Below are 26,995 nucleotides of genomic sequence, written 5' to 3'. Positions count from 1 at the left end.
GGCACCGACCAACCTGCACGATCGCGCCGCCGCCTCTTCCGCCGAATCGCGCCCTGCGGAGCCGAGCACTCCGACCGCCTTCACGGAGGCCGTCGAGTCCCTCCATGCCGCACAGCTGCGCCCCGAAATCACCTTGGGCACCATCCGCCCACCGCAACGCCTGGCTCCATTCAGCCACGCCATCGGCCTCGAGGTTGAGCGCACAGAACACGGGGACCTTATCCCTACTGACTCTGAAGGCGATGCCTTCGGCCGCCTCATCCTGTTGCACGACCCAGGCGCTGAGGAAGCATGGGAAGGTGCGATGCGCCTGGTGGCCTACATCCAGGCAGACTTGGACGATGCCGTCGCCGGGGACCCGCTGCTTCCCGACGTCGCCTGGGAATGGCTCACTGAATCCCTCGACGTGCGCGAAGCTACGCATACGAACTTGGGAGGCACCGTCACCTCGACCGCTTCCGTTCGTTTCGGCGAAATTGGCGGACCACCGCGCGCCTACCAATTAGAAATGCGCGCCTCGTGGACTGCATCCGGCCTGGATCTCGCCCCACACGTCGAAGCTTTTGCGCAAGTCCTCTCCCTCGTCGCTGGTTTGCCGCCAGAGGGCGTAGCCGAACTCGGACGCTAAGATGAGCGAATTGCGCCAGGTACCGGTTGATGGGACGCCGAAAGTCCTCCTTTCTCCCCGTCAGTTTCAGGCCGGTGCCGCCCGCTTAGCTGCGGGCACCGGGCCGTTTGCCATCGACACCGAACGCGCCTCGTCCTACCGTTTTGATGACCGCGCCTTCCTCGTGCAAATCCGCCGAGAGGGTGCAGGCACGTTCTTGTTCGCCCCGGAGCATCACCGCGATGAGCTCCGCGCAGCACTCGCACCGGTGCTCAATGGGCAAGAGTGGGTGGTCCATGCCGCCCCTTCCGATCTCCCAAGCCTAGCGTGGCTGGGCCTATATCCGGGCATGCTGTTCGATACCGAGCTAGCTGCCCGCTTCGCCGGTTTCGCACACCCTAACTTGGCCGCAATGGTGCTGGAGCTTTTCGACGTTGAACTGGAAAAAGGCTACGGCGATTCCGACTGGTCCGAAACCCCCATCCCGCGGAAGTGGCGCAATTATGCGGCGCTCGACGTGGAGCTTCTCAACGAGCTCGCCGTGACACTGCGAGATATTCTTGCGGAACAGGACAAGCTCGACTGGGCCTATGAAGAGTTTGAGCGGATTGTCGAAGACCACGCCCGCATCACTGGGCCTGAGCCCAGGTCGTGGCGGGCCCTCAAGGGTATCTCCTCTCTGCGCTCCCGAGAGCAACTCGTGGTAGCCCGTGAACTGTGGCAGCGACGCGAATCCATCGCCCGCTCCCAAGACATCGCCCCTAACCGAGTGCTATCGCACCGCGTGCTCATCGAAATCGCCCGCCGCGTACCCCGGTCGCCGCACGAAATCAATCAAGTTAAAGGCTTCCCCCGCCGCCGCGGCGGCGCCACCTTACGCTGGTTCGATGCCGTCGAGACCGCCCTTGCTAGCCCGCGCCAGCAGTGGCCGAAGGCGTTGCGCAGCCCACACCCGGTTCCTTCCAAATCAGCTTTTAACCGAGATTTCCCCGAGCTGTGGCAGCTCTATACCGAGATCCGTAGTGATTTCGAGGCTCTCGGTGAAGAGCTGGGTATGAGCTACGAGCTGATCCTCAAACCCAGCTTGGTCCGCGCAGTAGTCTGGGCGGCCTGCGGACCTGAAGGCGGTGTGGCGGGCGAGATCGCAGCAGACGCCGATATCCCCGATTTCCTGCGTTCCCAAGGTGTGCGCGAATGGCAGGTAGAGCTGTCCACGCCGCTCCTGCGTCGCGGTCTAGCGCGAATGCGCTCTATGCCACCGCGCCTCTAGCTCCGAGCAGCTACCCACTCATTCACGGATTCCGCGATTCCCTCCGGGGTCAACCCGAATTCCTCAAGGATTTCTCCGCGGCTGGCATGCTTAGGGAAGCACCCAGGAACACCAAGGCGGTGGACTGGGGTATCCACATCCGCGGCGTCGAGTGCTTCCGCCACCATGGACCCCACGCCGCCCCGCAAGAGGCCATCCTCCACCGTGACCACAAGATCATGATCAGCAGCGAGTGCAACGATGGATTGCGGGACCGGCACCGGCCAGCGTGGGTCCACGACCGTCACGTTGAAGCCTTGGGCTTCGAGCAGCTCAGCTGCACCCAGGGAACGCGCACTCATGGCACCGATAGCGACGATAAGTACATCAGTGGCTTCCGCCGCGGCAGCATCGGAATAGCTCAGGATATCTACCCCGTCATCGAGCCGCTTGAGTTCGTCGCGGTCATCAAGGAGGTTGCCCTTGGGGAAGCGCACCACCGTGGGGCCATCCTCGATAGCGATGGCCTCATTAAAGAGCTCACGCAGGCGTGCGCCATCGCGCGGCGCGGCAATGCGCATGCCCGGAACGATGCTCATCAACGCCATGTCCCACACTCCATTGTGCGAAGGGCCATCAGACCCCGTGACACCGGCGCGGTCGAGCACGATGGTGACGGGCAGCTTGAGCAGCGCGATGTCCATGACGACTTGGTCCACTGCACGGTTAAGAAAAGTGGAGTACACCGCCACTACCGGATGCATTCCGGCCAGCGCCAGACCAGAGGCGGAGGCCATGGCATGCTGTTCCGCGATGCCAACGTCGAAGAATCGCTCCGGGAATTCCTCCTGGAAGGGCGCAAGGCCCGTCGGCCCCGCCATAGCAGCGGTAATAGCCACGATATCCTCGCGCGCATGACCGGCCTTGATGAGTTCCTCGGAAAAGGCCGCAGTCCATCCCGGCTGCTTTTGCCCCTTGGAGACACCGGTGACCGGGTCGATAGCTCCGGTGGAGTGCATCTGGTCCTTCGGCTCATTAACCGCCGGGGCAAAGCCATGCCCCTTCTCCGTGACGGTGTGCACGATGATGGGACCGTCATAGTCCCGGGCATAGCTCAGTGCCCGGACCACCGCGTCGATATCGTGGCCATTGATGGGGCCAATGTACTTGATTCCCAGCTCTGGAAACATCTCGGTGGGCAAAACGGTAGACTTTACGCCCTCCTTGACCGCGTGCAGAGCATCAAAGGTACGTTCGCCCACCCAGCCCATCGACTTCAGGCGCTTCTTGCCCAACTCCATGAACTCGTCATAACCATGCTGTGCACGAATACGCCCGAGGTTCTCCGAAAGGCCGCCAATGGTCGGCGAATAGGAGCGGCCATTGTCGTTAACGATGATGACGACGTTGCGGTCTTTATCCGCAGAGATGTTGTTCAATGCCTCCCAGCACATGCCACCGGTGAGGGCACCATCACCGACGACTGCCACGGCATTGCGGTGCGATTCACCGCGAATCTTGAAAGCCTTGGAAAGGCCGTCCACCGTGGATAGCGCTGCCGAAGCGTGCGAGGATTCAGTCCAGTCGTGTTCCGATTCCCCACGGTCCGTGTACCCGGATAAGCCGCCTTTCTGACGCAAGGAATCAAACTGGTTGGCACGGCCGGTGAGCATCTTGTGCACATAAGACTGGTGCGAGGTATCGAAGACGATGGGGTCCCGCGGGGAATCGAAGACGCGGTGGATCGCCACCGTGAGCTCCACAACACCCAGGTTGGGCCCAAGGTGACCGCCCGTGGCGGACACCTTCTCAATCAAACGCTGGCGGATATCCGCCGCGAGCTCAACCAGTTGCGTCTTGCTCAGGGCTTTGAGATCGCCTGGTGATTGAATGGAATCCAAAATGCCCATAGAGCTTGCCTTAAACCCCTTCATCGATCGTTTTCTTCTCTACCACCGTACCCGCTTATACGCGTGACACGTCAATCATTACCCCGGGATCTTTCGCCACGGATGCATCCTGCCTTATGCCGCAGGAACTAGCAGCGCCAAGGTCTCAAAATGGTGTGTTCCGGGAAAGGCATTCACCATAGCTAGGCGTTCCATGCGGTAGCCGCACTCGGACCATGCAGCGATATCACGCGCAAACGTAGCGGGATCACAGCCGATGTGGAGGACGCGCTGCGGCGCCGCGGCGGCAATGGCCTCCACTACCTCAACACCCGCACCGGTACGCGGAGGGTCCAAAATGACCGTTGTTGGCCGCGGCAGCTGGCTTGCAGCCTGCTCCACCTTAGCCGTCCGGAAGTGCACATCAATTTCTGAAAGGCCCGGCTGCGCTGCCGCAGCCGCCGGCGAGTAATCGACGGAATACACCGTGGCGCGCCCACCCTCAGGTGCAGTGACTTCAGCCAGCGCGGGAACGAATAGCCCTACTCCTCCGTAGAGATCCCACGCTACTGCAGTGACCTCGGATTCCTTCGTTGCTTCGTGTTCTTGGGCCTCGTCCTCGGCCGCGAGCCACTGACGTGCCAGACGCGTGTAGACATCAGGTGCGCCGATATGCGCCTGCCAAAAGGCGGTGGGTGGGAAATGAAACTCGTGGCCATCAGCGCGTTGAACTACGTCTTGCGCCGGCGCCTCGATGGTCTCCCGAATAGTCTCGATCCTCCGGCCGCGCGGCGCCTTCCGGGTTTCCACGACGTGGCGGTTCCCGTCACTGTCCATGACCGCAATGACCTCCGCGCCAGGGCTAAATGTGCGGGCTCCAGGACCGACCAGACCGCTGACAAGGCCCGGTACTAGCTGGCTGCACGCCGTGTCCGTAATCAGTTCTGTGGATCCGCGCTTGCGCACACCAGCACGGCCTTGCTTGTCGACGCCCAACCGGACCCGCGTGCGCCACCCTCGCTGGGGCGCCACATCAATAGGCTCAATTTCTGGAATACTCTCAAGGCGTCCCACCCGGCGCAGCTGATCCCGCAAGACTGCGACCTTGATTCCTGGCTCCGCCGCTGGATCTAGCTCAGCGAAGTCGCAGCACCCGGCACCCCGCTGTGCCGCCGGGCAGGCAGATGCAACGCGGTCAGGGCTTGCCTTGAGCACAGCATTGATTTCGGCTTCCGTGAAAGACTTCTTCACCTTGGTGGCCGTCACTGTTACCTGGTCTCCAGGAAAAGCGCCGGGAACGAAACACACACGCCCGTCGGGTGCTGCGCCGATTCCGACACCGCCGTGCCCCATGCGCTCGATGGTGGTACCGAAAGACTGGCCTTTGGTGATGGCTGCGCTCTCAGCGTTCCGCTCAGTCTTAGTCATGAGTTTTCTCCTTGAGTAATTCCGGAGCCCTGCGCTTCCTCAACAGCAGCGTTGGCGCGGCGCACCATCCAAACAGTCAGGATGGTGACGATACCGGTCAGCGGCCAGCCCATGAGGATGCGGACGATGCCGAGGGTGGTGGTCTCGTCGGCGTCGTACAGCGCGCGCTGCACTATAAACCGGGCGATGAAAACAGCGGCCCACCCCGCTGTTGCTAAAGCATAGGCCCGCCGCGCCTTCGGTACTGTGCGCCACCCCATGTCATCGCCGTTCAGGCCCTTCCAGACCACGCCCACGAGTGGCCAGCGCGCGATGATAGAAACCACCGCCACGATGAACAGCACGAGCGACATCCAGATTCCATAAAGGAAGTAGCCCTTGGCATCCCCTGTAAACCAGGCAATGGCGGCGCAGATGGCCACGCCCAACAGGCCGGAAATAGCCGGCTGCAGGGTCTCTTTGCGGGCCAAACGCCACACGCTGATGGCCAATGCCACGCCGAGCGCCGCAACCAGAGCTGGTCCCAGCCCCCAGACGTTGTTGACCGGGATGAGAACCAGCACCGGTAGGGTCGCGGACACGAGCCCAGTCAGGCCTCCCATCTGTTCGAGCAACGATGGTTCCGCCTCGGCATCCGGGACCACAGCCGTTTCCTGCGGTGACGTATCGGTACTCGGCCCCGCGGTATCTGCGGGGCTAGGGGCGGCGCCGCGCTCAGTGAAATCGTGCTCTTCAGGCGTAGGGGTGGTCACGTGTTTTAAGAATCCTTTTCGCTAGTGCCGGGAGAGAAAACAACGTTTAAAGTTTTAGTTCTTCTCGTTGTCTTCGAGCTCCCGCAGCTGTTCGCGGGCTTGGGCCTCCGCGGCGTTCTCGGCGTCCTCGGTAGCTGATGCGGCCTCCAGTGCTGCAGTGTTGTCGGCATCGGCGGCCTGCTGCTGGCGCTCCTTCAGGGCCTGCTGAACTTGCTCAGCTAGTTGCTGCGGCAGCATAACAGGAAGCGAACTTCCGGCCAGGATAGGCTCCTCACCACGGTAGATGAAGGTACGGGCGACGACTTCACGCCCCAGCTTTGCGAGCTCTTCTTCCTTGCCCGCCGGGGCGGCCAGGGTCAATCGGTACATCCACCGCGGCCCCTCCACACCGATAATGCGGATCCCGCCTTTGTCGCTGGATCCAACAATCTCAGATCCCCAAGGCCCGTCCTCTGGGTGCGCGGCAAAACCATCGGCTTCCAAGCCTTGGACGATATCCTCCGCAGATTCCGCCCATTGCCCTGGCGTGCGCGGCGCGGCAAAGGCTACGGGGGTCATGCGGCCGTGCGGCGTAAGGATGTGGAGCATGCGCGGGCCGTCTTGGCCCATCTCCACCTGGACCTGCGAGCCCTTCGGCAGCGGGATGCGCATGGAACCCAGGTCCAGCAAACCAACCGAGAAGTCTTCAAAGTTGAACTCGGCAATATCAACGTTATCGCCGTCGTAGGGCCCCATTTCCCCGTTGATGGCATCATGTGCCACGGCCTTAATCCCGGTAACACCATGAGAATCATCGTTGTCTTCACGGACTAGGCCCGCGCTGGATTCGGCAGGAGCCGAGGCAGCGGTATCGGCTACGGTCTCTGCTGCCTCCGGAGCAGCCTCGTCCTGACGGAGATCCGGGTTCTTCCCCGCGTCCTCGGTCTTATTGTCGTCCTTCTTCTTTTTGCCAAAGGGCCACATCGCCATGGTTTATACCTTCCTTAATTCGTGTGTGTTGCTGATCTATTCGAGTCAGTTAACGCCAGTGGAGCCGTAACCGCCTTCACCGCGAGCGGTCTCATCGAGTTCCTCAACCTCACGGAAACCGACCAACTCCACGCGTTGCACAAGGAGTTGGGCAATACGCATCCCCCGCTCAACCACAAAGGTCTCTACTGGGTCGTGGTTAATAAGGCAGACTTTAATCTCACCGCGATACTCCGCATCGATAGTGCCTGGTGTGTTGACCACGGAAATCCCATGCTTGGCTGCCAGGCCGGAGCGAGGGTGGACCAAGCCGACCGTGCCCATCGGCAGGGCAAGGGCTATACCCGTGCCAACCAAAGCCCGCTCGCCGGGACGCAGAGTGACATCGTGAGCAGCATAGAGATCCGCACCGGCATCGCCACGGTGGGCGCGCTGCGGCAGCGGAAGCTCCTTATCAAGGCGCTTTACCTGAATCTCACCAAAAGGACTTACCGGTTGTACGAGGGGATGTTGCTCATTCACGCGGCCTAGCCTACCTTGCCCCCACCGTGCCGCACCCACGGGCTGGGGCCTAGAGGCTATGTCTACTCGGCGCGTTGGGTTCTCCCCTCCCCAGACGACTAGACTCTGATGCCATGTCTTCGAGTTCTTCGTCTGCTTCCCCCTCGGCGGCTGCCGAATCCCCTGTCATCCTTTATCGCGAGCGCCAGTGGGTGCCGTGGCACTGGTGGTTGATGGCGGCCGCCGTTGTGGCGATCTGTACAGCCACGGTCAGCCTCAACCGCGGAATCATGTGGGTCATCATCCCCGCAATTCTGCTCAGCGCCATCGCCGCGTGGGTCCTCTTAGCATGGTCCAACACGGTGGTGCAGGTGGAACAGGATACCGACGGCACGCGGTGGCTCACCGTGAAGGATGCGCAGCTGCCACATGATGTTGTCGCCCGAAGCACCGCAGTGCCGTCCACCGCGCGTCGCAATGCGTTGGGCCCACAGCTCGATCCCGCTGCATTCCTTGTGACACATGGCTGGGTGCCAGAACATGTGATGCTTGTCCTCGATGACCCAGAGGACCCGACACCTTATTGGCTCATTGGCTCAAAGAACCCCGACGAGCTACTTGCGGCCTTCGTGCCCGAACAGGCCGCTGCTGCCAAGGCTTAAACGCCGCGTGCAGAATCAGGAAGTTCATTAGCCAAGAAGCTCATTAGCTCAGTAAATCAGCTAGGCGGCTGAACCTATGAGCTAAGCGCAGTCCATACAGACGGGCTGCCCGTCTTCTTCGTGGTCCAGGCGCTTATTGGACTGCACCAAGTAGCACACGGAACAGGTGAACTCGTTTTCCTTGCGCGGCACGACAGTGACGTTGAGCTCCTCGCCCGTCAGGTCTACTGACGGCGGCTCAAAAGCCTCGACGATTTCACCATCGTCATCCATGCCGTTGTTGTCATTTTCAGCCGCCTTCAGGCCCTCGAGGGAATCAGCCTCGAGCTCATCTTCAGCGCGGCGACGCGGTGCGTCATAATCGGTGGCCATAATGCTTGCCTCTGTGAGTCAGATAGATAGGTACGTGTATTTATCGACGGCATCCTAAACCACACAGGCCCGCGTGTCACACTCGCCCCGCCACGGGGGCACCATGCGGCTCACCCTATTACCCCCTCCGCTCCCGCTTTCATAGTTCTAAGCTGTGCGTTTGCACCTTTCGTAGCGTGGAAAATTTTTTCTGGGTAAAGCTCCTCACACCCCACTCAATATGCATTGGGGCACGATGCATCGGACAGCAAAAATCGGAGTATTCTCCCCCACACCTTCGGCTTAAATGCTGAAGTATCACCACATCATCGGGCGGCTAAACATAGACTGTCAGTATGACCGCGCAAGAATCACAGCAGCAGGACACGAATTCGAACCCCCAGCACCATGGCCATGCCTTTGGCATCGATGTTGGAGGCTCCGGTATCAAGGGTGCCGTAGTAGACCTCGCGACAGGAGAGTTCGTCGGCGACCGCCTCAAGATCGCCACGCCACAGCCTGCCACCCCCGACGCCGTGGCCACGGTAATCGCGCAGATCGTCGCTGAGAAGAACTGGGACGGTCCTGTCGGAATCACCATGCCCGCGGTGGTCAAAGAACAGATTATTCGCAGCGCAGCGAATATTGATAAGTCATGGATCGGGGTCGATGCACAGGACTTGCTGGGCAAGTACCTCGATGCTCCTTTTACTGTCCTTAACGACGCCGACGCAGCCGGCCTCGCCGAGGTGGCCTACGGCGATGACGTCGCGCGCTCCGGCCCCGTTATCTTCCTTACCCTAGGCACCGGCATCGGCTCTGCCTTCCTGCTAGATGGCCAGCTCTTCCCCAATACAGAGATCGGCCACCTCATCGTCGGGGAAAAGGAGGCAGAGCACCAAGCCTCGTCTGCGGTCAAGGATCGTGAAGGGCTCAAGACTAAGCAGTGGGCAAAGCGCGTCAACCGAGTACTCCATGAATACGAGACGCTTTTTAATCCCTCAGCTTTTGTCATCGGCGGTGGAATCTCTCGAAAGTTTGACAAATGGGGCGAGCACCTGAGCGTCGAAACCCCAGTCGTTGCAGCTCAGCTCCGCAATCGCGCGGGCATCGTCGGGGCCGCAATGGCAGCGAAAGAAGGCATTCGCCCATAAACCGAGCAGACCCTATCTTCCCCAGTCGACCCCAGTCACCGCCTAGTGACAAAAATGATCTATACTGGGCTGTCGATTATCGAATATCCAGCGGCGCGCCTCCCCTGCTCATTACGGAGGCGGGCTAGCATCGGGGACTAGTCGCGATAAACTTGCGCGTCCCCATAGTTTCCACTCAAAGAGCAAGTCGAAAGGGCGTACGTGGCAGCCACTGATTCTTCAGACCAGGTACTCGGTGAGGGCGAGAGCACCTCCGAGGCATCTGCACCTGCACAGAAGACCGCCAAGAAGACGGCAAAAAAGACAGCCAAGAAGACGGCTAAGAAAACCGCGAAAAAGACTGCGAAGAAGACGGCTAAAAAGGCGGCTAGAAAGACCGCCAAGAAGGCTGCTAAGAAGACAACTCGCAAGTCTGCGCAGAAGGCGACGAAGAAGACCGCCAAGAAGACTGTGCGCAAGTCGGCAGCCAAGAAGGCAACCTCGCCTGAAAACTCTGAGTCGGCCGAAGAGCTCGCAGAGGATCAGAACGACGAGTTGGATGCCGAAACCAACGACGATGCCGATATCGACTTCGATCCGGACAACGCAGAGTTGGACGAGGACGACGAGTTCGGTGACGACGATGACGACCTCGAGGGCGAGGACTCTGAAGAAGAAGATGACGGCTCATCTGTCTGGGATGAAGATGAATCCGCAGCCCTGCGCCAGGCTCGCAAGGACGCAGAGCTAACTGCCTCGGCAGACTCTGTCCGTGCCTACCTAAAGCAAATCGGCAAGGTCGCCCTGCTCAACGCAGAGCAGGAGGTATCCCTGGCCAAGCGCATCGAGGCCGGCTTATACGCTCAATACCGCATGGATGAGATGGAAAAGGCCCGTGCCGAGGGCGACAAGGCCGCCAAGCTCTCCCCCATGGAGAAGCGCGATATGCGCGCCATCGCCCGTGATGGACGCAAGGCAAAGAACCACCTCCTCGAAGCGAACCTACGCCTCGTAGTGTCCTTGGCTAAGCGCTACACAGGCCGCGGCATGGCATTCTTGGACCTCATCCAGGAAGGCAACTTGGGCCTGATCCGTGCCGTTGAGAAGTTCGACTACACCAAGGGCTATAAGTTCTCCACTTATGCCACGTGGTGGATTCGCCAGGCCATCACCCGCGCCATGGCGGACCAGGCTCGTACCATTCGCATTCCGGTGCACATGGTGGAGGTCATCAACAAGCTGGGCCGTATCCAGCGTGAGCTGTTGCAGGACTTAGGCCGCGAGCCTACCCCTCTGGAGCTGGCGAAGGAAATGGACATCACCGAGGAAAAGGTGCTGGAGATCCAGCAGTATGCCCGCGAGCCTATTTCCTTGGACCAGACCATCGGTGATGAGGGCGACTCCCAGCTCGGTGATTTCATCGAGGATTCCGAGGCAGTCATTGCCGTCGACGCTGTGTCCTTCACTTTGCTGCAGGACCAGCTCCAAGATGTGCTCACTACCCTTTCTGAGCGCGAGGCCGGCGTGGTTCGCCTGCGCTTCGGCCTGACTGATGGCATGCCGCGCACTTTAGACGAAATTGGCCAAGTCTACGGCGTTACCCGCGAGCGTATTCGCCAGATCGAGTCGAAGACCATGTCTAAACTGCGCCACCCATCGCGTTCCCAGGTGCTGCGCGACTACCTGGACTAAGCAAACTGAAGAAAATAGAGTGGCGAGGAGGTTTATCCCTCTTCGCCACTTTTTCTTTGCCTCATACAGCCGACCAACCCATGGGCTATCTAGCCTTCGATCCCCAGCTCAATGGCTGTGGCTATCCGATCGATAACGTCTTTATCGGAAACATCTCCGCTGATGGTCACCGAAGCGCCCTGGGATACCCCGAGAGACATCAGCATCATTGCAGAGTCTGCCTCTGCCGACTCTCCGTCACAGGAGAGAGTGACATCCCCTGCCGCTTCCGCTGCCAACTCTGCAATCCTCGACGCTGGACGGGCATGCAGACCCGCCTCATCGGCCACAGTCACTGTCAGCGAGTACCCATCAGCGTTTGTTGCTAGGTCATCCTCGTCCACAGACGCAGTGGCTGAGGGCTGCTTCGAAACGAAGACCTCGATGGCGCGTTCCGCGGCTTTGATCACAGCGGCGAGTCCATCGCCCTGCTGAGCGGCGGTGGCTGCTGCAATAGTGGCTTCGACCAAGGGGGCATCAACAAACGTCACCGTGTCTTCGTCAAGGAACTCGAGAACGGACTCAACGGTCATCGTGGCCGAGCCCAAATCGGTGAGGACAACCACGCTAAGGCCTTGGCCACGTGCGTGGCTGATAGCCCCTTCGACGAGGTCGAAGGACGTTCCGATGCCGCCCTCCTCCAGACCACCGGCAGGAAGGATGGTCACGTCGGGAGCCATCTGAGCTGCAAGCTCAGCCAGTCCTTCAGCGAGCTTTGCCGAGTGTGATACGAGAACGAGTCCAACGCGGGGCTGTGCCATATTCTATGCTTCCTCCTTGAGGGTTTCGGCGGCGTCGGCAGCCGCAGCGATGAAAAGTGCCGAGGATGTAGCGCCCGGATCCTTGTGTCCAGCAGAACGCTCCCCTAGGTAGGAAGCGCGGCCTTTCGTGGCCACCATCGGGATAGTCGCTTCCGCGCCTGTTGCTGCGGCATCGGCAGCCGCGCGCAGCACTTGAGCGGGGCTCTGTGCGGCATCCGCCGCAGCGCGAGCGGCCCGTGCGGCCGGCGCCCAGGCATCGACCATTGTCTTCTCCCCTTCAGAGGCCTTACCACGGGTGGCTATTCCCTCAAGCGCGGCCTCAATGAGAGCGGCCGTCGTAGGCGCATCGATCTCTCCAGAGCCTGCGGCCTTAGTCGCGCGTAGGAAAGCGGTTCCCAGCAATGGACCAGAGGCGCCACCAACGGTGGACATAAGCGTCTTTGCTGTCAGCTTCAACACATCAGCAACGTGAGAAGTCTCCGGTGAGATATCCGAATCCACTTTCTCCACGACAGCTCGGAAACCGCGGTCGACGTTTGCGCCATGGTCACTATCCCCGATGGCGCGGTCAAGCTCGATGAGTTCCTCGCGGTGTTCGTGTGCCGCTGCGGCGCAGTTTTTCATCCACGCCTGGGCCCACGCTGTTGACAAAGTTGCATTGTCGGTCATATCTACATTCCTTGTCGTAGTGCAGCGGTGTGGCACGGGGCATCAAAAAGCTCAAGGTCTTCCTCGTCCGCGCGCATGACTGTAACGGAGCATCCCGCCATGTCCAGGCTGGTGACGAAGTTACCCACGAGGGAACGCTCGATCCTCACGCCCGCCTCCTGCAGGCGCTGGGATACACGGCGGTAAACCACGTATAGCTCGGAGGCCGGAGTGGCTCCCATACCGTTAACGACGACGATGGTTCGTTCGCCGTCGCTCAGCTTGAGCTCTGCCAGCACGGGGTCGAGTAGGTGGTCCGTAACATCATCGGCAGAGACCAGCGGAATCTCCTTGCGCCCCGGCTCACCATGAATACCCACGCCCAGCTCAACTTCGCCCTCCCCGAGGTCGAAAGAGGGCTTGCCCACGTGGGGCACGGTGCAGGCAGAAAGCGCTGCTCCCATAGTCGCGGTATTGTCCACTACCTTCTTCGCCACAGCGGCCACCGCCGCGAGATCATCACCGCGCTCGGCTGCAGCACCCGCTAGCTTTTCTACCAACAGAGTTCCGGCAACGCCGCGGCGGCCGGCGGTGAAGGTGGAGTCTTCCACCGCAACATCGTCATCGACAACGACCTGGCGGACCTCAATGTCATCGAATTCTGCCAGCTCCGCCGCGGTATCGAAGTTGAGGACGTCGCCGGTGTAGTTCTTGACAATGTAGAGCACCCCCGCCCCAGCGTTCACTGCTTCGGTGGCGGCTTGGATGGCGTCCGGCGTAGGCGACGTGAACATGGCACCTGGCACTGCCGCATCCAACATGCCCTGCCCAACGAAACCGGCATGCAGGGGCTCGTGCCCAGATCCACCGCCGGAGACTATGGCAACCTTGCCATTGTCCTTCTTCTGCTTGCGGGCAATGAAGAGCGGATCGGTAGAGCGAGTGACGATGTCACCGTGGGCTAAAGCAAAGCCCTCTACTGATTCGGCTACTACGTTGTCCGGTGAGTTGATGAGCTTTTTCATCATCCTTCTCCTTAGGTTTTCATTGGCCTAGAGCACTCTTCACGGATTGCTGCCGAGCCTACCCTCGCTACCGGATACTGTGCCGAATTCTACTGCGACCGCGCACGCTACCACTTGCGCAGGTAATCGATCCGCTCTTGGAGCTGCTCGGCGTCGCACAACGCGGTGGGAGGACCGCCGCAAGCCTTGCGGGCTTCAGTGTGAATAGCGCCGTGTGGGCGGCCGGTGCGTTGAGCAGTGATAGACACTACTGTGTTGAGCTCCTTGCGCAACGCGGAAATCTCATCCACCACACCTGACTGGGAACCGGTGCTGCTTGCCGATGCCTCCGCCCCACGCTTGGGCGCATGTGGGGTGCCGTAGAGCTTACGGCGTTGTTCCTCCGCTGCTTCCGCAGCCCGGCGCGCCTTCTCTTCTGCCTCGCGGCGGTCCAGCTCATCGGACTGCTTCTTGCGCAAGAGGTCCTTGACCTGGTCGGCGTCGAGAAGCCCGGGGATGCCGAGGAAATCCTCTTCTTCATCGGTGATAGTGCCCGTAGTGAACTGCGAGCCGTTGTAAAGCAGCCCCGAGAACTCTGCTTCCGCACCTAAGGATTCATAGGAAGGCTCGAGCATGTCCGGCTCGGACTTCTTCTTATTGGCGTCCTCGAGCAGCTCGTCGTCCCAGCCATCCTTGTCGGGGTTCTTCTCCCCTCCCAGGACGTGGTCGCGCTGCTTCTCCATGTTCTCGGCAAGGCCCAAGAGCACCGGCACGGAGGGCAGGAAGACGGAAGCCGTCTCGCCGGGCATGCGGGAGCGCACGAAGCGCCCGATGGCCTGCGCGAAGAAGAGCGGTGTCGACGCAGAGGTGGCATAAACGCCTACGGCGAGGCGGGGAACGTCGACGCCCTCCGACACCATGCGCACGGCCACCATCCACTCATCGGTGGATTCGGAGAACTCCGCAATACGCGCCGAGGAACCTGGGTCATCGGAGAGGATGACGGAGACAGGGGTATTGGAGATCTGCTTGAGGATCTTCGCGTAGGCGCGCGCGGTTGTCGTGTCGGTAGCAAGTACCAGACCGCCGGCATCCGGCATGTTGCGGCGCATCTGCATCAGCCGTGTGTGCGCCGCCTGCAGGACGGTGGGAATCCACTCGCCTTTCGGGTCAAGGGCCGTGCGCCATGCGCGGGCGGTCTGCTCCGGATTGAGAATATCGCCGAGCCGGGCCGCATGTTCCTCACCGGCGCTATCACGCCAGCGGGATTCGCCGGAGTAGCTGAGGAAGACGACGGGGCGCACGACACCGTCGGCAAGCGCATCGCCATAGCCATACGTGTGATCAGAGCGGGATACGAGGTGACCTTCCCCATCCTCTTCATAGCGCACGAAGGGAATTTGCGAGTCATCGGAGCGGAAAGGGGTACCGGTCAGCGCGAGGCGGTGCTCTGCATCATCATAGGCTTCCCGCACGCCATCGCCCCAGCTCTTAGCATCACCGGCGTGGTGGATCTCATCGAGGATTACCAGGGTGCGCCGCGCTGAGGCCACCGCGCGGTGCTTGTACGGGTGCATGCCCACCTGCGCATAAGTCACCACGACACCGTCCATCGCGGGGTTGACTCCCGAGGAGTTTGTGAACTTGGGGTCGAGCGCTAAGCCTACGCGGGAGGCGGATTCCGACCACTGCACTTTGAGGTGCTCGGTGGGCACCACCACGATGACGCGCTCTACGGTGCGGTCCGCCATGAGCTCTGTGGCCACCCGCAGGGCGAAGGTGGTCTTACCTGCACCCGGCGTTGCCACCGCCATGAAATCCTTCGGCTTGGTGGCTAGGAACTTATCCAAAGCAGCGCGTTGCCACACGCGCAGCGAACCGTTATTGGCAAATCTTTGTGCTGGAGTCTGTGTAGACACGGTCAGCGACTATCCCCCTCTAGTTATCCCAACATCCCGCTTCTGTGAAGTTCTCTATCCCTAATGTTTGGCATCAACGCAGGATGAACGTCGATGCACAGCTTAACGGCGGCGCAAGCTCTTATAGACGCGCTCGCAGTCAGGGCACACGGGCGAACCAGGCTTGGCTTGCTTGGTTACCGGGAAGGTCTCTCCGCACAGGGCAACGACGTACTTGCCGTTGACCGCGGAGTCGAGGATCTGGTTCTTCTTCACGTAGTGGAAGAACTTCGGGGTGTCGTCGTTGGTCGACGTATCCTCGCGGACATCAGGGCGCTCAATAGTCTTAGTCGTCGTACTCACGCCCACTATCATGCCGCATCAGTATCGAAGTTGGCGAGTCCTCCAGCTACGCTGATAGGCATGACCCCTTCGAACTCGCGCGATAACGCCCGCCATACCCCACGATCGGGGCAGCGGCGCGGACGCCGATTCGGGCGCGAAACTCACCTCATCACCACGGCAAAACTCGCCCCCGGTCAGGACCGGCATCGCCGCGAGATCATCTACTCCATACTGCAGTTTCTACGCGTTCCATCCCTCCTGATAGCCGGAGCCATGGTTTATGTCTGGCAGTGGTGGATCCCCGCCGCCCTTGTCGTGGCCGTCACCTTCCCCCTCCCCTGGATCGCTGTGGTTATTGGCAATGGCCGGGGTCAAAAGAAAGACAAGCGCGAAAAAGCTGTTTATAAACCAGCCCTGGCCCGGCAAATGGCGCAAGCACAACGTGAAGAACTCACCAGCGGTTCCCATGGTCAACTGCCCGGCACGCCTGGGCAGCACAAACCCTCGTCAGGAGCAGACACAAACAGTACTGCAGCTGACACTATTGACCACGAAGATTAGAACATCACTGTAATCCCTCCCCGATTCACTTAAGGATTCTCTTGTGAGCACCCAGCAGCCTTCTTCTTTTGGCCCAGCGATGAACCCGGAACACCCCATCGCGGACGTTGCGGCAGAACTTTCCCGAGTCTTTGCGGACGCAGGGTTTAGTGCGGATGGCATCGCAGGCCACTTGGGACCCGAGTACACCGAAGCCCTGCATCGCGGCGAGCCCGCCGCAGTTGCGCTAGGAGCGAGCGGTGATTCCCGCCTGGACCATCTCATCCGTATCTTCTTGCTGCATGAACACGTACCAGCCACGCTACTTTCCGACGTCCTCGGCGCACGCCTAGCCGCCCAACTCATTGATTGCGGTGTCGTGCTCAGCGACGAACACGGCACCGCCTACGTGGCTTATGACATTCGACCGCACATCATCGTGGGCAAGAACCGTGTCGTGTTCTCCGATGTTGATGCATCGCTGGTGGATCACGTACCTGGCCCCGAGCATGTGTTGGGAGTGGGCTCGGCCAGCCTGTCCTTGTTGCATTCAACGCCAACGACACCAGTGGAATCAGTACTAGATTTGGGCACTGGTTCAGGCGTCCAGGTTCTTGGGCAGCTGGATTCTGCGCAACGCATTGTGGCTACCGACGTCCATGAGCGAGCCCTCGAACTCGCCCGCGCCACCGTCCTCGCGGCCGAAGCAAAAGACCGCGTTGAGCTACGCCACGGCTCCTGGTACGAACCCGTTGAGAATGAGCGCTTCGACCGCATCGTGGCTAACCCTCCATTCGTGGTTGGCTTGCCTGAAGTGGGGCATGTCTATCGAGACTCTGGCCTCAACCTGGATGGAGCAAGCGAGCTGGTAGTCTCCCAGGCAGTCAAGCATCTCAACCCTGGGGGCACAGCGCACGTACTCGCAGCCTGGGTGCATCAAGGCGAAGAATCGTGGCAGCAGCGCGTCGCCTCATGGCTACCGGATACCGGCGTCGCCGCATGGATCATTCAGCGCGATGTGGCGGACCCAGCGTTATATGTCTCAACCTGGTTGAGCGATGAATCCGTGGATGTTCGCAGCCCTGAAGGCCAAGAGCGGTCTCGCCGGTGGCTGGAGCACTTCCGTGAAAACGAGGTCACCGGAATCGGGTTTGGTTTCGTGGCCATCCAGCGCATCGGTGAAGACGAGCCCTCGGATATCTTGGCGGAGACCATGGCGCAGCCAGTTATCGATCCGCTCGGCCCGGAAGTGGAAGAATACTTCGCGCGCGTCGAATGGCTGCGCAACCTAGTGCCGGGTGAATTGGAAACTAAGCATGTGCAGCTGCGCCCCGGGGTGGCCCGTGAGGACGTTGCACTGCCCGATGGGGACCTGGGCATGGGTTTTGAGCGCGCGGCACTGCGGCTCAGCCGCACCGATGGCCCCCGCTGGCAGCACGATGTCGATGAGCATCTCGCGGCCATTGTCGCCGGACTTAACCCGAATGGTTTGAGCATCGGTGAAACCATCGAGCTCTACGCCGCCGCGCAGGGTTTTGAAGAAGCCGAGTTGGTCAGCGCAGCACTTCCGGCCATCGTGGATCTTATCCGCCACGGGCTTCTCATCCCGACCGAGCTGCTAGCTTTTAGCAACACTGAGTAGCCTCGCGCCCCCACTAAGAGCCTCTTTCCTCCTTCAATCCCCGCGTAATTCTCATCCGAGAAAGAACTCCTCTACAGAAAGGTTGTGTACTTCCCTGCCATGCGTGCTGTTTTAACCCGCGTTTCTGAAGCCTCTGTCACCGTGGACAACGACGTCGTTGGGTCCATTACCTGCCCCGACACCGGCGGAGTCCTAGCACTCATTGGTGTGTCGCGGGAGGACGTCGAGGCAGGTGGTGACGCCACCGCTAGCGACGGCCCGACTTTAGAGGAGAGGATGGACACGATGGCGCGCAAGATCGCTGAGCTGCGCATCCTCGAGGGTGAGACCAGCGTGGTCGATACAGGTGCGCCAGTTCTGGTGGTAAGCCAGTTCACCCTCTACGGACGAACCGCGAAAGGCCGCCGACCTTCGTGGTCAGATGCAGCCTCGGGCGAGGCCGCGGAGCCGGTGATCCAGGGTGTAGTTGCGCGCCTGCGCGAACGCGGAATTACCGTGGAGGAAGGCCAGTTCGGAGCGATGATGCGCGTCTCCTCGGTCAACGAAGGGCCGTTCACCGTGCTCGTGGAGGTCTAGGTGCGGCGCGCCTCCCCCAAAATGGCCTAAAACCTCACTCTTCCCTCGGGGTGTTAGAACATTTTTCGGGCCACGGGAACTAACTGCGCCGAAAGCTCGTTGTAGGAGATGAACCAAGCCGCAACTTAGGAGGCATGAGATGGCCACATCATCCGCTGCTAGCGTCCAGGACGAGGACGGACAGGAAGTTGACCGCGGCTCACGCCGTAACCAAACAAATGACAATCCCTCTGCGGACTTGGTCCGCGTTTATCTCAACGGAATCGGCAAAACTGCGCTGCTGAGTGCTGAGGACGAGGTTGAGCTCGCACAGGCCATCGAGGTAGGCCTGTACGCCGAATACAAGCTCGCTAATGCCGAAAAGTTGACCCGCGCTGAGAAGCGCGACCTGAAGATTTTGGCCCGAGAAGGCAAGAAGGCTCGCTCCCACCTCTTGGAGGCCAATCTGCGTCTCGTGGTCTCCCTGGCTAAGCGTTATACCGGCCGTGGCATGCCGCTACTGGACCTCATCCAGGAAGGTAACTTGGGCCTGATCCGTGCGATGGAGAAGTTTGATTATGCCAAGGGCTTCAAATTCTCCACGTATGCAACGTGGTGGATCCGCCAGGCCATTACCCGCGGCATGGCTGACCAGTCCCGCACTATCCGCCTCCCTGTGCACCTGGTTGAGCAGGTAAATAAGCTTTCCCGGATTAAGCGCGAGATGTACCAGTCCTTGGGCCGCGAGGCCACGAATGAGGAGCTCGCTGAGGAATCCGGAATCGAAGAGTCCAAGATCGAGATGCTGCTGCGCCAGTCCCGCGATCCTGTTTCCTTGGACATGCCGGTCGGCACCGATGAGGAAGCCCCGTTGGGTGACTTCATTGAGGATGCAGAGGCAACGGATGCTGAGACCGCTGTGGTGGCCTCCATGCGTCACTCCGATATCCGCTCCGTGATTGGTTCCCTCGAGGAACGCGAACAGGATGTCATCCGCCTGCGCTATGGCTTGGACGATGGTGTCCCGCGCACCCTCGACCAGATTGGCCGCAAGTTCGGCCTCTCTCGTGAGCGTGTTCGCCAAATCGAGCGTGAGGTGATGGCCAAGTTGCGCGAGGGCAACCGTGCGGACCGCCTCCGCGAGTACGCGCTCTAAGCCTTAGCTGACTTCCCAGCCTTAGCCATTGAGGAATGCCTTTGCTACCCAGTTGAATTGTGCTGCTGGGCCGCAAAGGACGTTGCTCGGTAGCTTTTGTCTTTCCTCACGATGATCCTTACGGCTTTTAAATCCCGCCCCTCTCCCCCTGCCAGACGCACAGTGCTGCGCGCTCTCAGCTGTCGAAAAATGCGCTATTGTTTAAGATATTCTCTTAATACACTTTTATTACCGCGCCTAAACCTATGTGGCTACGGACCGCCGACAACGCAGAAAGGTAAGCCCACGTGAGGGACCTAGTTGACACCACGGAAATGTATCTGCGAACCATCTACGAGCTCGAAGAGGAAGGCATTACTCCTCTCCGCGCTCGAATTGCAGAACGTTTAGAGCAGTCCGGACCGACCGTCTCCCAGACCGTGGCCCGGATGGAGCGCGATGGACTTCTTCACGTGCGCACCGACCGCAGCCTTGATCTCACTCAGCAGGGCCGCGAATTAGCTACCAGCGTCATGCGCAAACACCGCTTGGCTGAGCGGTTGCTCACGGATGTCCTTGGCCTTGATATCCACAAGGTCCACGACGAGGCCTGCCGGTGGGAACACGTCATGAGTGAAGAGGTGGAAAAGCGAGTCGTCGCGGTGCTGGAGGATTCCTCCCGCTCACCATTCGGCAACCCAATCCCCGGTTTGGCACAGCTGGGTATGTCTCCGGTAGAGCTCGACTTGGGCACCCGCGCCATCGACCTTCCCACCGGGCAAGAAACCGAGGCCACTATCGTGCAAATCAATGAGGTCTTGCAAGCTGATAATTCCACCTTCCACGACCTGTATGCCTGCGGAATCCAGGTTGGCTCGCACGTCACCGTAGTCAATGAGAGCGGGACGATTAGGCTGACAACGAAATCAGGGCACACTGTCGAGCTTGTCGACGACCTCGCTCACGCTATCCGCGTCAAGGAGGACTAAACTGATGAAGCTGTTAGTTACCGGCGGCGCCGGCTATGTCGGCAGCGTATGCGCAGCCGTCCTCGTTGAAAAGGGCCACGATGTCACCATCATCGACAATTTCTCTACAGGCAACCGCGAGGCCATCCCGGAGATGGCGCGCCTTGTCGAAGGCGACGTGGCCGATGTCGCTCGTGAGGTGTTGTCTGAGGGCGGTTTCGAAGGAGTCTTGCACTTCGCGGCCCGCTCCCTCGTGGGCGAATCTGTGGAGGCCCCAGCTGACTATTGGCAGCACAACGTGGTCACAACTCTAAAGCTGTTCAACGCTATGCGTGAATTCGAGGTCACCAACCTCGTCTTTTCCTCAACCGCTGCCACCTACGGTGAGCCGGCGCAGGTGCCGATCACGGAGACGATGCCCACCCAGCCGACGAACCCTTATGGCGCATCGAAGCTTGCCATCGACTACATGATTACCTCTTATGCCCAGGCCTATGGCTTGGGGGCGACTTCCCTGCGCTACTTCAACGTCGCCGGCGCCTACGGCGATATCGGAGAGAACCGCGAGGTGGAAACCCACCTCATTCCGCTTGTCCTGCAGGTAGCGCTGGGACATCGCGAAAAGATTTTCATCTTCGGCGATGACTACGACACCGCCGATGGCACCGCAGTGCGCGATTACATCCACATTCGTGACTTGGCCGAAGCCCATGTCTTAGCGCTGGAGAGCAATACCGCTGGCACCCACCGCATCTACAACCTCGGCTCTGGGGACGGTTACTCCGTCAAGCAGGTTATTGAGGCCTGCCGCGAAGTCACTGGACACCCCATCCCAGCAGAGCTTGCGCCGCGCCGCGCTGGTGACCCCGCGACGCTCGTGGCGTCCTCAGACAAGATTAAATCCGAGCTCGGATGGAACCCAAGCCGCACCGACTTGAAGACCATCGTCACGGATGCTTGGAATTTCACCCGGCAGCTCGGCGAGCGGGCTCATTCCGCTCGGTGCTAAGCGTCTTTTCTTTAGGCTCCTCCCCTAGGGCGGTGTCATAAGCCTTGAGCGCCCCTGTATGAATCGAATCACGTATCTTTTCATGCAGGCCATGGCGGTACGCTTGGCACAGCAGCGCCCCGAGGCGGTGGCTGGGAAACTCCTCCGTGACGAGCTGCAATGCTGGTCCGGCAAGGATATCCCACTCCTGCTCCAACTGCGCTAATGCGAAAAGGGTCAGCGCATTCGCCCGCAGCTCCCCGCTGAATGTGCGGGCCGCTGCGAGGAGAAGGTCCGCCCCGGTTTCGCCCGCCTTCGCGCAGATATCTACCACGAGGTCACGCGTCCACGTCGTCGCGAGCCACACTGCGCAGGTTTCCAGGAGCTTGCTGTCCTGTTCTGCTTCTTCCACCGATGCCACTTGGTCAAGTGCCCACTGGGCATCCTCAAGAAAGTGATCCAGCAGGTCTTTGCGCTTCTTTCCTTGTGCAGCGGCCACCTGCTCGCGATACCGCGTCGCCGAATCGCGGGCTCGCTGCGCTAAGACTTTAGCTTCCTCAGCGTCGAGGTAGCTATTCCCCGGCGCAAAGACGGAAAAGAAATCCTCCCGGTTTAGCTCAGGTACCACATTGTGGTCGACACAAGAGCGCATCGAGGGGGCGTCGGTTAGCGCCGGTATAGTCCCCTCAACCCACTTCTTCATCGGCCCGCTACCATCTGCGTTGACGGTTCCATGCAGCAAGATATAAGGCGCATTCTGGGTGATTTCGTGGGCATACCACGCGGCGTCGATCTCCACCCCATCCTCAGCGCGGTCCAGGCCATAAAGCCAGTGGGACACTTCCCGCAGTTCGGTGAGAGGCTGCTTCGAGATGAGGAAAGCAAAGACACCTTCGCGGGCATGCTCCGCTAGTAGTGGTGCGATGTCTGTGATCGCTCCTTGAGCATCCGTGATGTCGACGCGAGCGAGCGGTCCCATGGCTGGGCCGCGTGGAGTGGTGTCGATGGCCATAAACACCACCGATTCGGTGGGATAGAAGCCTAAGAGCCCGGGGATGTTAGCGAGAAGATGACCTGGAGTTGTTATCGGTGGCGTACGGTCTGTGTGCGTTGAAAAAGTGTTCATACCCTGTAGCCTGAACCACCAGCGGTAGCCACCGCTAGGGATACCCCGGCGCGCACGGCATATCTGTGGATAACAAGTCCGGACTGCCGCTCAATCCATGGGAATCCACTGGGTTATCCACACCTTGGCAAAGGCAAACCTGGAAGAAGTAATGACTATATGGCATGCTTGTACGATCACCACCAGTTTCCGCAGGCAGTCCAACATGGGCAGCCTCCCGGGTTTGTGTTCTCCTTGGAACACCATTTCAGCTGGGAATAGGCAGCAAACCTTAAGCGTTGCATGAAACAGAACGCTGATGAAGTCCGTACGCTCGTTAAGAAGCGCACGATGAGAAGGAGGAGTCACTACCATGCAGGAAGAACAGCGCCGCATGTATGAGCTGGAGTATCCCGCTCCAGCGGTCAAGGATGATTCGACTCCAGACAACGGCCCCACAATGATCGTTGCTATGAATGGTTATGCCGACGCCGGACAGGCCGTCGAAGCCAGTGCCGATCACCTCAAGGCTGCTTTGGAAAACCGCCAGCTAGCCTCGTTTAACAATGACGAGCTCATTGATTACCGCTCGCGCCGCCCCGCCGTCACCATCGATCATGACCGCACGGTGGAGATTGAGAACACTGACTTGGGCATTAAGGTGCTGCGGGATAACTCTGGCACTCCATTCTTGCTTCTTTCAGGCCCAGAACCGGACTTGCGGTGGGAGGCCTTTACGGATGCGGTAGTGAACCTGGTGGAGAAATTCGATATCAAGAACACCATCATGCTCTACTCGGCCCCCATGCCGGTGCCGCACACCCGCCCCACTGTGGTAACGGCGCATGGCAATTCCCCGGAGCTCCTTAACTCAATGGTGCGCATGGAATCCACCATGATGGTCCCCGGCGCCGCCGCCCTGTATATCGAGCGAGCCTTGGACAAGAAGGGCCGCCGCGTCGCCGGGTACACCGCCCATGTTCCGCACTACCTGGCCGCCTCCCCGTACCCGTCGGCCACGCTGCGTCTTTTGGATTCGGTGGCAACCGCAGCTGGCCTCAACATCCCGCTGGGCAGCTTGGAGGCAGACGTGACTCGCGTTAACCAGCAGTTGGAGGAGCAGGTTACCAACTCTGAGGAAATTGCAGGCGTGGTCCACCAGCTGGAGGAGCAGTACGACGCTTACATGGAGCGCTACCGCTCCCGCCACCCGCAGGCCATCATGCCTGGCGAAGAGCACATGCCTACTGGTGAGGAGATCGGAGCAGACTTTGAAGCTTTCCTGGCGGGCCTCGACGACAATCCGGATATCCTCTCCGAAGATATCGATGACCGCGAAGACAACTATGGGCGGGAGCAAGGACCCGGCTCGGATATGGACGATGACGTCTAATCGCGGTTAGATCTACCGCACGAACACAGGCACCGAGTACAGCCATCTGGGACTCCGGGGTGGAGGCCTAGTCCGCGGTGCTTTTCGCCTAAGGTGGGACGGGTGAACCTTTCTCAGATGTTGCCCGATCTCGCCGAAGTCCCCGAGTCGATGGTTGATGAGGCCATCTGGGACACATTTTTGTCCTGGACTTCTGGCCGTGGTATTTCGCTTTACCCAGCGCAGGAAGAGGCCTCCCTCGGCATTCTTGCCGGGGATAACGTCATCCTGGCAACTCCCACTGGTTCCGGCAAGTCCATGGTGGCCAACGCCGCCCACTTCATTGCTTTGGCGCGCGACCAGCGCAGCTTCTATACCGCACCCATCAAGGCCTTGGTGAGCGAAAAGTTTTTCGCGCTCTGCGAGATTTTCGGCCCCGAGAACGTCGGCATGATGACCGGTGATGCCACGGTCAACGGCTCCGCTCCCATCATCGCCGCGACGGCAGAAATTGTGGCGAATATTGCGCTGCGTGATGGCACGGAAGCCGCCATTGATCAGGTAATCATGGATGAGTTCCATTACTACTCCGAGCCTGATCGCGGCTGGGCCTGGCAGGTACCGCTGTTGGAGCTACCGAAGGCCCAGTTCTTGCTCATGTCCGCCACCTTGGGCGATACCGCCTGGCTGGAGAAGGATTTGACGAAGCGTACCGGCCGCACGACGACACTGGTGGCGGGAACAACGCGCCCGGTCCCCCTCGACTTCTCTTATGTCTTTTCCGCGGTCCACGAAACCATCGAAGAATTGCTCGCCGATGGCAAGGCGCCCGTCTATGTCGTCCACTTCTCCCAGCGCGAGGCCTCAGAGCGCGCGCAGGCGTTGACTTCCCTATCGAAGATCATCACCTCCGAAGAGAAGGAGGCCATTGCAGCTGAGCTCGCGGGCTTCCGCTTCACCACGACGTTTGGCAAAGATCTCTCTAAGCTTCTGCGTAAGGGAATCGGTGTGCACCACGCTGGTATGTTGCCGAAATATCGGCGCTTGGTTGAGCGCCTGGCCCAGAAGGGCCTTCTCAAGATTATTTGCGGCACCGATACTTTGGGCGTGGGCATCAACGTCCCCATTCGCACAGTCCTGATGACCGGCCTTGCCAAATATGATGGAACCCGCCAGCGCATTCTGAAGTCTCGCGAGTTTCACCAGATTGCCGGCCGCGCTGGCCGCGCCGGTTATGACACGGAAGGCACCGTCGTCGTGCAGGCGCCGGAGTATGAGATTGAGAACGCCAAGGCGCGGCGCCGTGTGGGCGATGACCCAGCAAGGCTCAAAAAACTGAAAAAGAAGTCTGCGCGCGACGGTGAAGTGTCGTGGTCGGAACAGACTTACGCACGGCTTATCGACGCCGAACCGGAGCAACTAACGTCCCAATTCCGAGTGTCCAATTCCATGTTGCTCAACGTGCTCGCCCGGCACGGCAACGGCTACGAGCATCTCAAGCACCTGCTGCGCACGAGCCACAACACGCGTGCCCGCCAGAACGAGGACATCCTCACAGCGTTGAGTCTGTTCCGTGGCCTCCTTAATTCGGGCGTGGTGCAAAAGTCTACGAAGGGACTCGACATCTACGGCCGCCCCTACCACGTGGTGCGCGAGATGCCGCGCGATTTCGCCCTCAACCAGCCTTTAGGGCCCTTCGCGCTGGCGGCGCTCACCTTGCTGGATCCCGAGTCCGAGACCTATGCCCTCGATGTCATCTCTGTCTTTGAATCGGTGCTGGATGATCCTCGCCAGGTACTCATTGCCCAACAGAAGCAGCGGCGCGGTGAGGAGATCGCGGCGCTCAAGGCCGAGGGCGTGGACTATACCGAGCGCATGGCCATCGTGGAAGACATCACGTGGCCAAAGCCTCTGGAAGAGCTCCTCGAACAGTCCTATGAGACCTTCTGCCAGACCAACCCATGGGCGAAGGAGTTCGAGCTACGGCCCAAGTCTGTAGTGCGCGACATGCTGGAGAGCGCCATGACTTTTTCCGATCTCGTCGCCACCTACGGTCTTGCCCGCTCGGAAGGCGTCATTTTGCGCTACCTGACCGATGCCTGGCGCACGCTCAAGCAGTCTATCCCTGCGGAGTTCCTCACAGAGGAACTCGAGGACATTATCGTCTGGCTCGGGGAGCTTATCCGCCAAGTCGATTCTTCGCTTGTCGACGAGTGGGCTGAGATGGCTGGCGAGGACTCCCCCATTTCCCAGGAGGATTTGGACCGCGAGTTGGCCTTCGGAGTCGAGGATCCCACCGCCTTGACCGCGAATCAGCGGGCTTTCAGCATCATGGTGCGCAACTACTTCTTCCGCCTTGCCCAACTCTTTGCGTTGGAGAAGGAAGAGCGCTTGGCAGACTTGTTGGACTACTTGGAGGAGATTCCTGACTTTAGCCGTGCCCTCGATGACTACTTCGATGACTACGATGACATTGACACTGGGCCAGCGGCTAGGGGCCAGGAATACTTCCTCCTGGACAAGGGCGACGCAGGCTCGGGCGCTCGTGGCGTTGGCGGCTCGCGGTCGTGGACCGTGCGTCAGATCCTTAAGGACCCAGAGGATGATAATTCCTATCAGCTCGTTGGCACCGTAGATCTCGATGCCTCCGATGAAGCCGGGGAGGTACGGCTATCCGAGTTACGCGTGGAGTACTAGGGTGCATAAGCAGGGACTATTAATACCCCCTTTTCTGAATTAATATTTTCTACACACCGCATATT

The 26,995-nt window shown here is 60.0% G+C and carries 25 protein-coding genes; 13 read left to right on the top strand and 12 right to left on the bottom strand.

Annotation, left to right across the window (positions count from 1 at the left end; translation table 11 throughout):
* Positions 1-13: 13 nt before the first annotated feature.
* Together ABZS45_RS03230 and ABZS45_RS03225 are read left to right on the top strand one after the other, a co-directional pair.
* The gene (locus tag ABZS45_RS03230; RefSeq protein ID WP_144656534.1) at positions 14-628 is read left to right on the top strand and encodes a DUF3000 domain-containing protein; all 615 of its coding nucleotides are present in this window, start codon (positions 14-16) and stop codon (positions 626-628) included.
* A 1-nt stretch (position 629) separates the two neighbouring features.
* Positions 630-1,877, top strand: coding sequence for an HRDC domain-containing protein (locus ABZS45_RS03225; RefSeq protein ID WP_412100611.1), 1,248 nt, complete (start codon positions 630-632; stop codon positions 1,875-1,877).
* On the opposite strand, the gene dxs is transcribed toward ABZS45_RS03225, so the two are convergent.
* From dxs to dut, 5 genes are all read right to left on the bottom strand, one after another.
* The gene (dxs, locus tag ABZS45_RS03220; protein WP_412100610.1) at positions 1,874-3,766 is read right to left on the bottom strand and encodes a 1-deoxy-D-xylulose-5-phosphate synthase; all 1,893 of its coding nucleotides are present in this window, start codon (positions 3,764-3,766) and stop codon (positions 1,874-1,876) included. The genes ABZS45_RS03225 and dxs overlap by 4 nt on opposite strands.
* A gap of 114 nt (positions 3,767-3,880) precedes the next feature.
* Positions 3,881-5,173 (bottom strand): class I SAM-dependent RNA methyltransferase, encoded by a 1,293-nt coding sequence (locus ABZS45_RS03215; RefSeq protein WP_412100609.1) that lies wholly within the window; start codon positions 5,171-5,173, stop codon positions 3,881-3,883.
* Entirely contained in the window at positions 5,170-5,925 is a 756-nt protein-coding gene (locus ABZS45_RS03210; RefSeq protein ID WP_412100608.1) for a DUF3159 domain-containing protein, read from the bottom strand. Before ABZS45_RS03210 ends, ABZS45_RS03215 begins: the two co-directional genes overlap by 4 nt.
* A gap of 54 nt (positions 5,926-5,979) precedes the next feature.
* Complete coding sequence (locus tag ABZS45_RS03205) at positions 5,980-6,894, bottom strand: DUF3710 domain-containing protein (protein ID WP_412100607.1); 915 nt, start codon at positions 6,892-6,894, stop codon at positions 5,980-5,982.
* A gap of 45 nt (positions 6,895-6,939) precedes the next feature.
* Complete coding sequence (gene dut / locus ABZS45_RS03200; RefSeq protein WP_412100606.1) at positions 6,940-7,416, bottom strand: dUTP diphosphatase; 477 nt, start codon at positions 7,414-7,416, stop codon at positions 6,940-6,942.
* Between the two features lie 113 nt (positions 7,417-7,529).
* Here dut and ABZS45_RS03195 point away from each other — a divergent pair, with 113 nt between their 5' ends.
* Complete coding sequence (locus ABZS45_RS03195) at positions 7,530-8,057, top strand: DUF3093 domain-containing protein (protein WP_412100605.1); 528 nt, start codon at positions 7,530-7,532, stop codon at positions 8,055-8,057.
* Between the two features lie 81 nt (positions 8,058-8,138).
* Here ABZS45_RS03195 and ABZS45_RS03190 read toward each other — a convergent pair whose 3' ends face one another.
* Positions 8,139-8,429 carry a DUF4193 domain-containing protein gene (locus tag ABZS45_RS03190; protein WP_070446770.1) on the bottom strand — a complete coding sequence of 97 codons (291 nt, stop codon included), beginning with the start codon at positions 8,427-8,429 and terminating at the stop codon, positions 8,139-8,141.
* 335 nt (positions 8,430-8,764) lie between these two features.
* Here ABZS45_RS03190 and ppgK point away from each other — a divergent pair, with 335 nt between their 5' ends.
* On the top strand, positions 8,765-9,562 hold the full coding sequence (gene ppgK, locus ABZS45_RS03185) for a polyphosphate--glucose phosphotransferase (protein WP_412100604.1): 798 nt from the start codon (positions 8,765-8,767) through the stop codon (positions 9,560-9,562).
* 201 nt (positions 9,563-9,763) lie between these two features.
* Complete coding sequence (locus tag ABZS45_RS03180; protein WP_412100603.1) at positions 9,764-11,233, top strand: RNA polymerase sigma factor; 1,470 nt, start codon at positions 9,764-9,766, stop codon at positions 11,231-11,233.
* A gap of 89 nt (positions 11,234-11,322) precedes the next feature.
* Here ABZS45_RS03180 and dhaM read toward each other — a convergent pair whose 3' ends face one another.
* The 5 genes from dhaM to ABZS45_RS03155 all read right to left on the bottom strand — a co-directional run bounded on the left by dhaM (position 11,323) and on the right by ABZS45_RS03155 (position 15,958).
* Positions 11,323-12,033, bottom strand: a complete 711-nt coding sequence (dhaM, locus tag ABZS45_RS03175; RefSeq protein ID WP_412100602.1) for a dihydroxyacetone kinase phosphoryl donor subunit DhaM — start codon at positions 12,031-12,033, stop codon at positions 11,323-11,325.
* 3 nt (positions 12,034-12,036) lie between these two features.
* Entirely contained in the window at positions 12,037-12,702 is a 666-nt protein-coding gene (dhaL, locus tag ABZS45_RS03170) for a dihydroxyacetone kinase subunit DhaL (RefSeq protein ID WP_412100601.1), read from the bottom strand.
* Between the two features lie 2 nt (positions 12,703-12,704).
* Positions 12,705-13,706, bottom strand: a complete 1,002-nt coding sequence (dhaK, locus tag ABZS45_RS03165) for a dihydroxyacetone kinase subunit DhaK (protein WP_412101127.1) — start codon at positions 13,704-13,706, stop codon at positions 12,705-12,707.
* 107 nt (positions 13,707-13,813) lie between these two features.
* A complete protein-coding gene (locus ABZS45_RS03160) occupies positions 13,814-15,604 on the bottom strand; it encodes a DEAD/DEAH box helicase (protein ID WP_412100600.1) in 1,791 nt (596 codons plus the stop codon).
* Positions 15,605-15,706: 102 nt separating this feature from the next.
* Positions 15,707-15,958: a DUF3039 domain-containing protein gene (locus ABZS45_RS03155; protein ID WP_012715089.1), complete on the bottom strand. Its 252-nt coding sequence runs from the start codon at positions 15,956-15,958 to the stop codon at positions 15,707-15,709.
* Positions 15,959-16,006: 48 nt separating this feature from the next.
* Here ABZS45_RS03155 and ABZS45_RS03150 point away from each other — a divergent pair, with 48 nt between their 5' ends.
* The 6 genes from ABZS45_RS03150 to galE all read left to right on the top strand — a co-directional run bounded on the left by ABZS45_RS03150 (position 16,007) and on the right by galE (position 21,777).
* Positions 16,007-16,489, top strand: coding sequence for a DUF3099 domain-containing protein (locus ABZS45_RS03150; RefSeq protein WP_412100599.1), 483 nt, complete (start codon positions 16,007-16,009; stop codon positions 16,487-16,489).
* Positions 16,490-16,568: 79 nt separating this feature from the next.
* Positions 16,569-18,110 carry a methyltransferase gene (locus tag ABZS45_RS03145; RefSeq protein WP_412101126.1) on the top strand — a complete coding sequence of 514 codons (1,542 nt, stop codon included), beginning with the start codon at positions 16,569-16,571 and terminating at the stop codon, positions 18,108-18,110.
* A 99-nt stretch (positions 18,111-18,209) separates the two neighbouring features.
* The gene (gene dtd / locus ABZS45_RS03140; RefSeq protein ID WP_412100598.1) at positions 18,210-18,686 is read left to right on the top strand and encodes a D-aminoacyl-tRNA deacylase; all 477 of its coding nucleotides are present in this window, start codon (positions 18,210-18,212) and stop codon (positions 18,684-18,686) included.
* A gap of 139 nt (positions 18,687-18,825) precedes the next feature.
* Positions 18,826-19,821, top strand: a complete 996-nt coding sequence (locus tag ABZS45_RS03135) for a sigma-70 family RNA polymerase sigma factor (RefSeq protein ID WP_046648202.1) — start codon at positions 18,826-18,828, stop codon at positions 19,819-19,821.
* Positions 19,822-20,108: 287 nt separating this feature from the next.
* Positions 20,109-20,789 carry an iron dependent repressor, metal binding and dimerization domain protein gene (locus ABZS45_RS03130; RefSeq protein ID WP_412100597.1) on the top strand — a complete coding sequence of 227 codons (681 nt, stop codon included), beginning with the start codon at positions 20,109-20,111 and terminating at the stop codon, positions 20,787-20,789.
* Between the two features lie 4 nt (positions 20,790-20,793).
* Positions 20,794-21,777 (top strand): UDP-glucose 4-epimerase GalE, encoded by a 984-nt coding sequence (galE, locus tag ABZS45_RS03125; RefSeq protein WP_412100596.1) that lies wholly within the window; start codon positions 20,794-20,796, stop codon positions 21,775-21,777.
* On the opposite strand, the gene ABZS45_RS03120 is transcribed toward galE, so the two are convergent.
* A complete protein-coding gene (locus ABZS45_RS03120; RefSeq protein ID WP_412100595.1) occupies positions 21,734-22,882 on the bottom strand; it encodes a DUF4192 domain-containing protein in 1,149 nt (382 codons plus the stop codon). The genes galE and ABZS45_RS03120 overlap by 44 nt on opposite strands.
* Before the next feature lie 352 nt (positions 22,883-23,234).
* On the opposite strand from ABZS45_RS03120, the gene ABZS45_RS03115 reads away from it, so the two are divergent.
* Together ABZS45_RS03115 and ABZS45_RS03110 are read left to right on the top strand one after the other, a co-directional pair.
* Positions 23,235-24,254 carry a PAC2 family protein gene (locus ABZS45_RS03115; protein WP_412100594.1) on the top strand — a complete coding sequence of 340 codons (1,020 nt, stop codon included), beginning with the start codon at positions 23,235-23,237 and terminating at the stop codon, positions 24,252-24,254.
* 102 nt (positions 24,255-24,356) lie between these two features.
* On the top strand, positions 24,357-26,930 hold the full coding sequence (locus tag ABZS45_RS03110; RefSeq protein WP_412100593.1) for a DEAD/DEAH box helicase: 2,574 nt from the start codon (positions 24,357-24,359) through the stop codon (positions 26,928-26,930).
* Positions 26,931-26,995 lie beyond the last annotated feature (65 nt).

The sequence above is a fragment of the Corynebacterium aurimucosum genome, from assembly GCF_046895345.1.
Taxonomy (GTDB): domain Bacteria; phylum Actinomycetota; class Actinomycetes; order Mycobacteriales; family Mycobacteriaceae; genus Corynebacterium; species Corynebacterium aurimucosum_G.
This window is presented reverse-complemented; position numbering and strand designations above follow the sequence as displayed.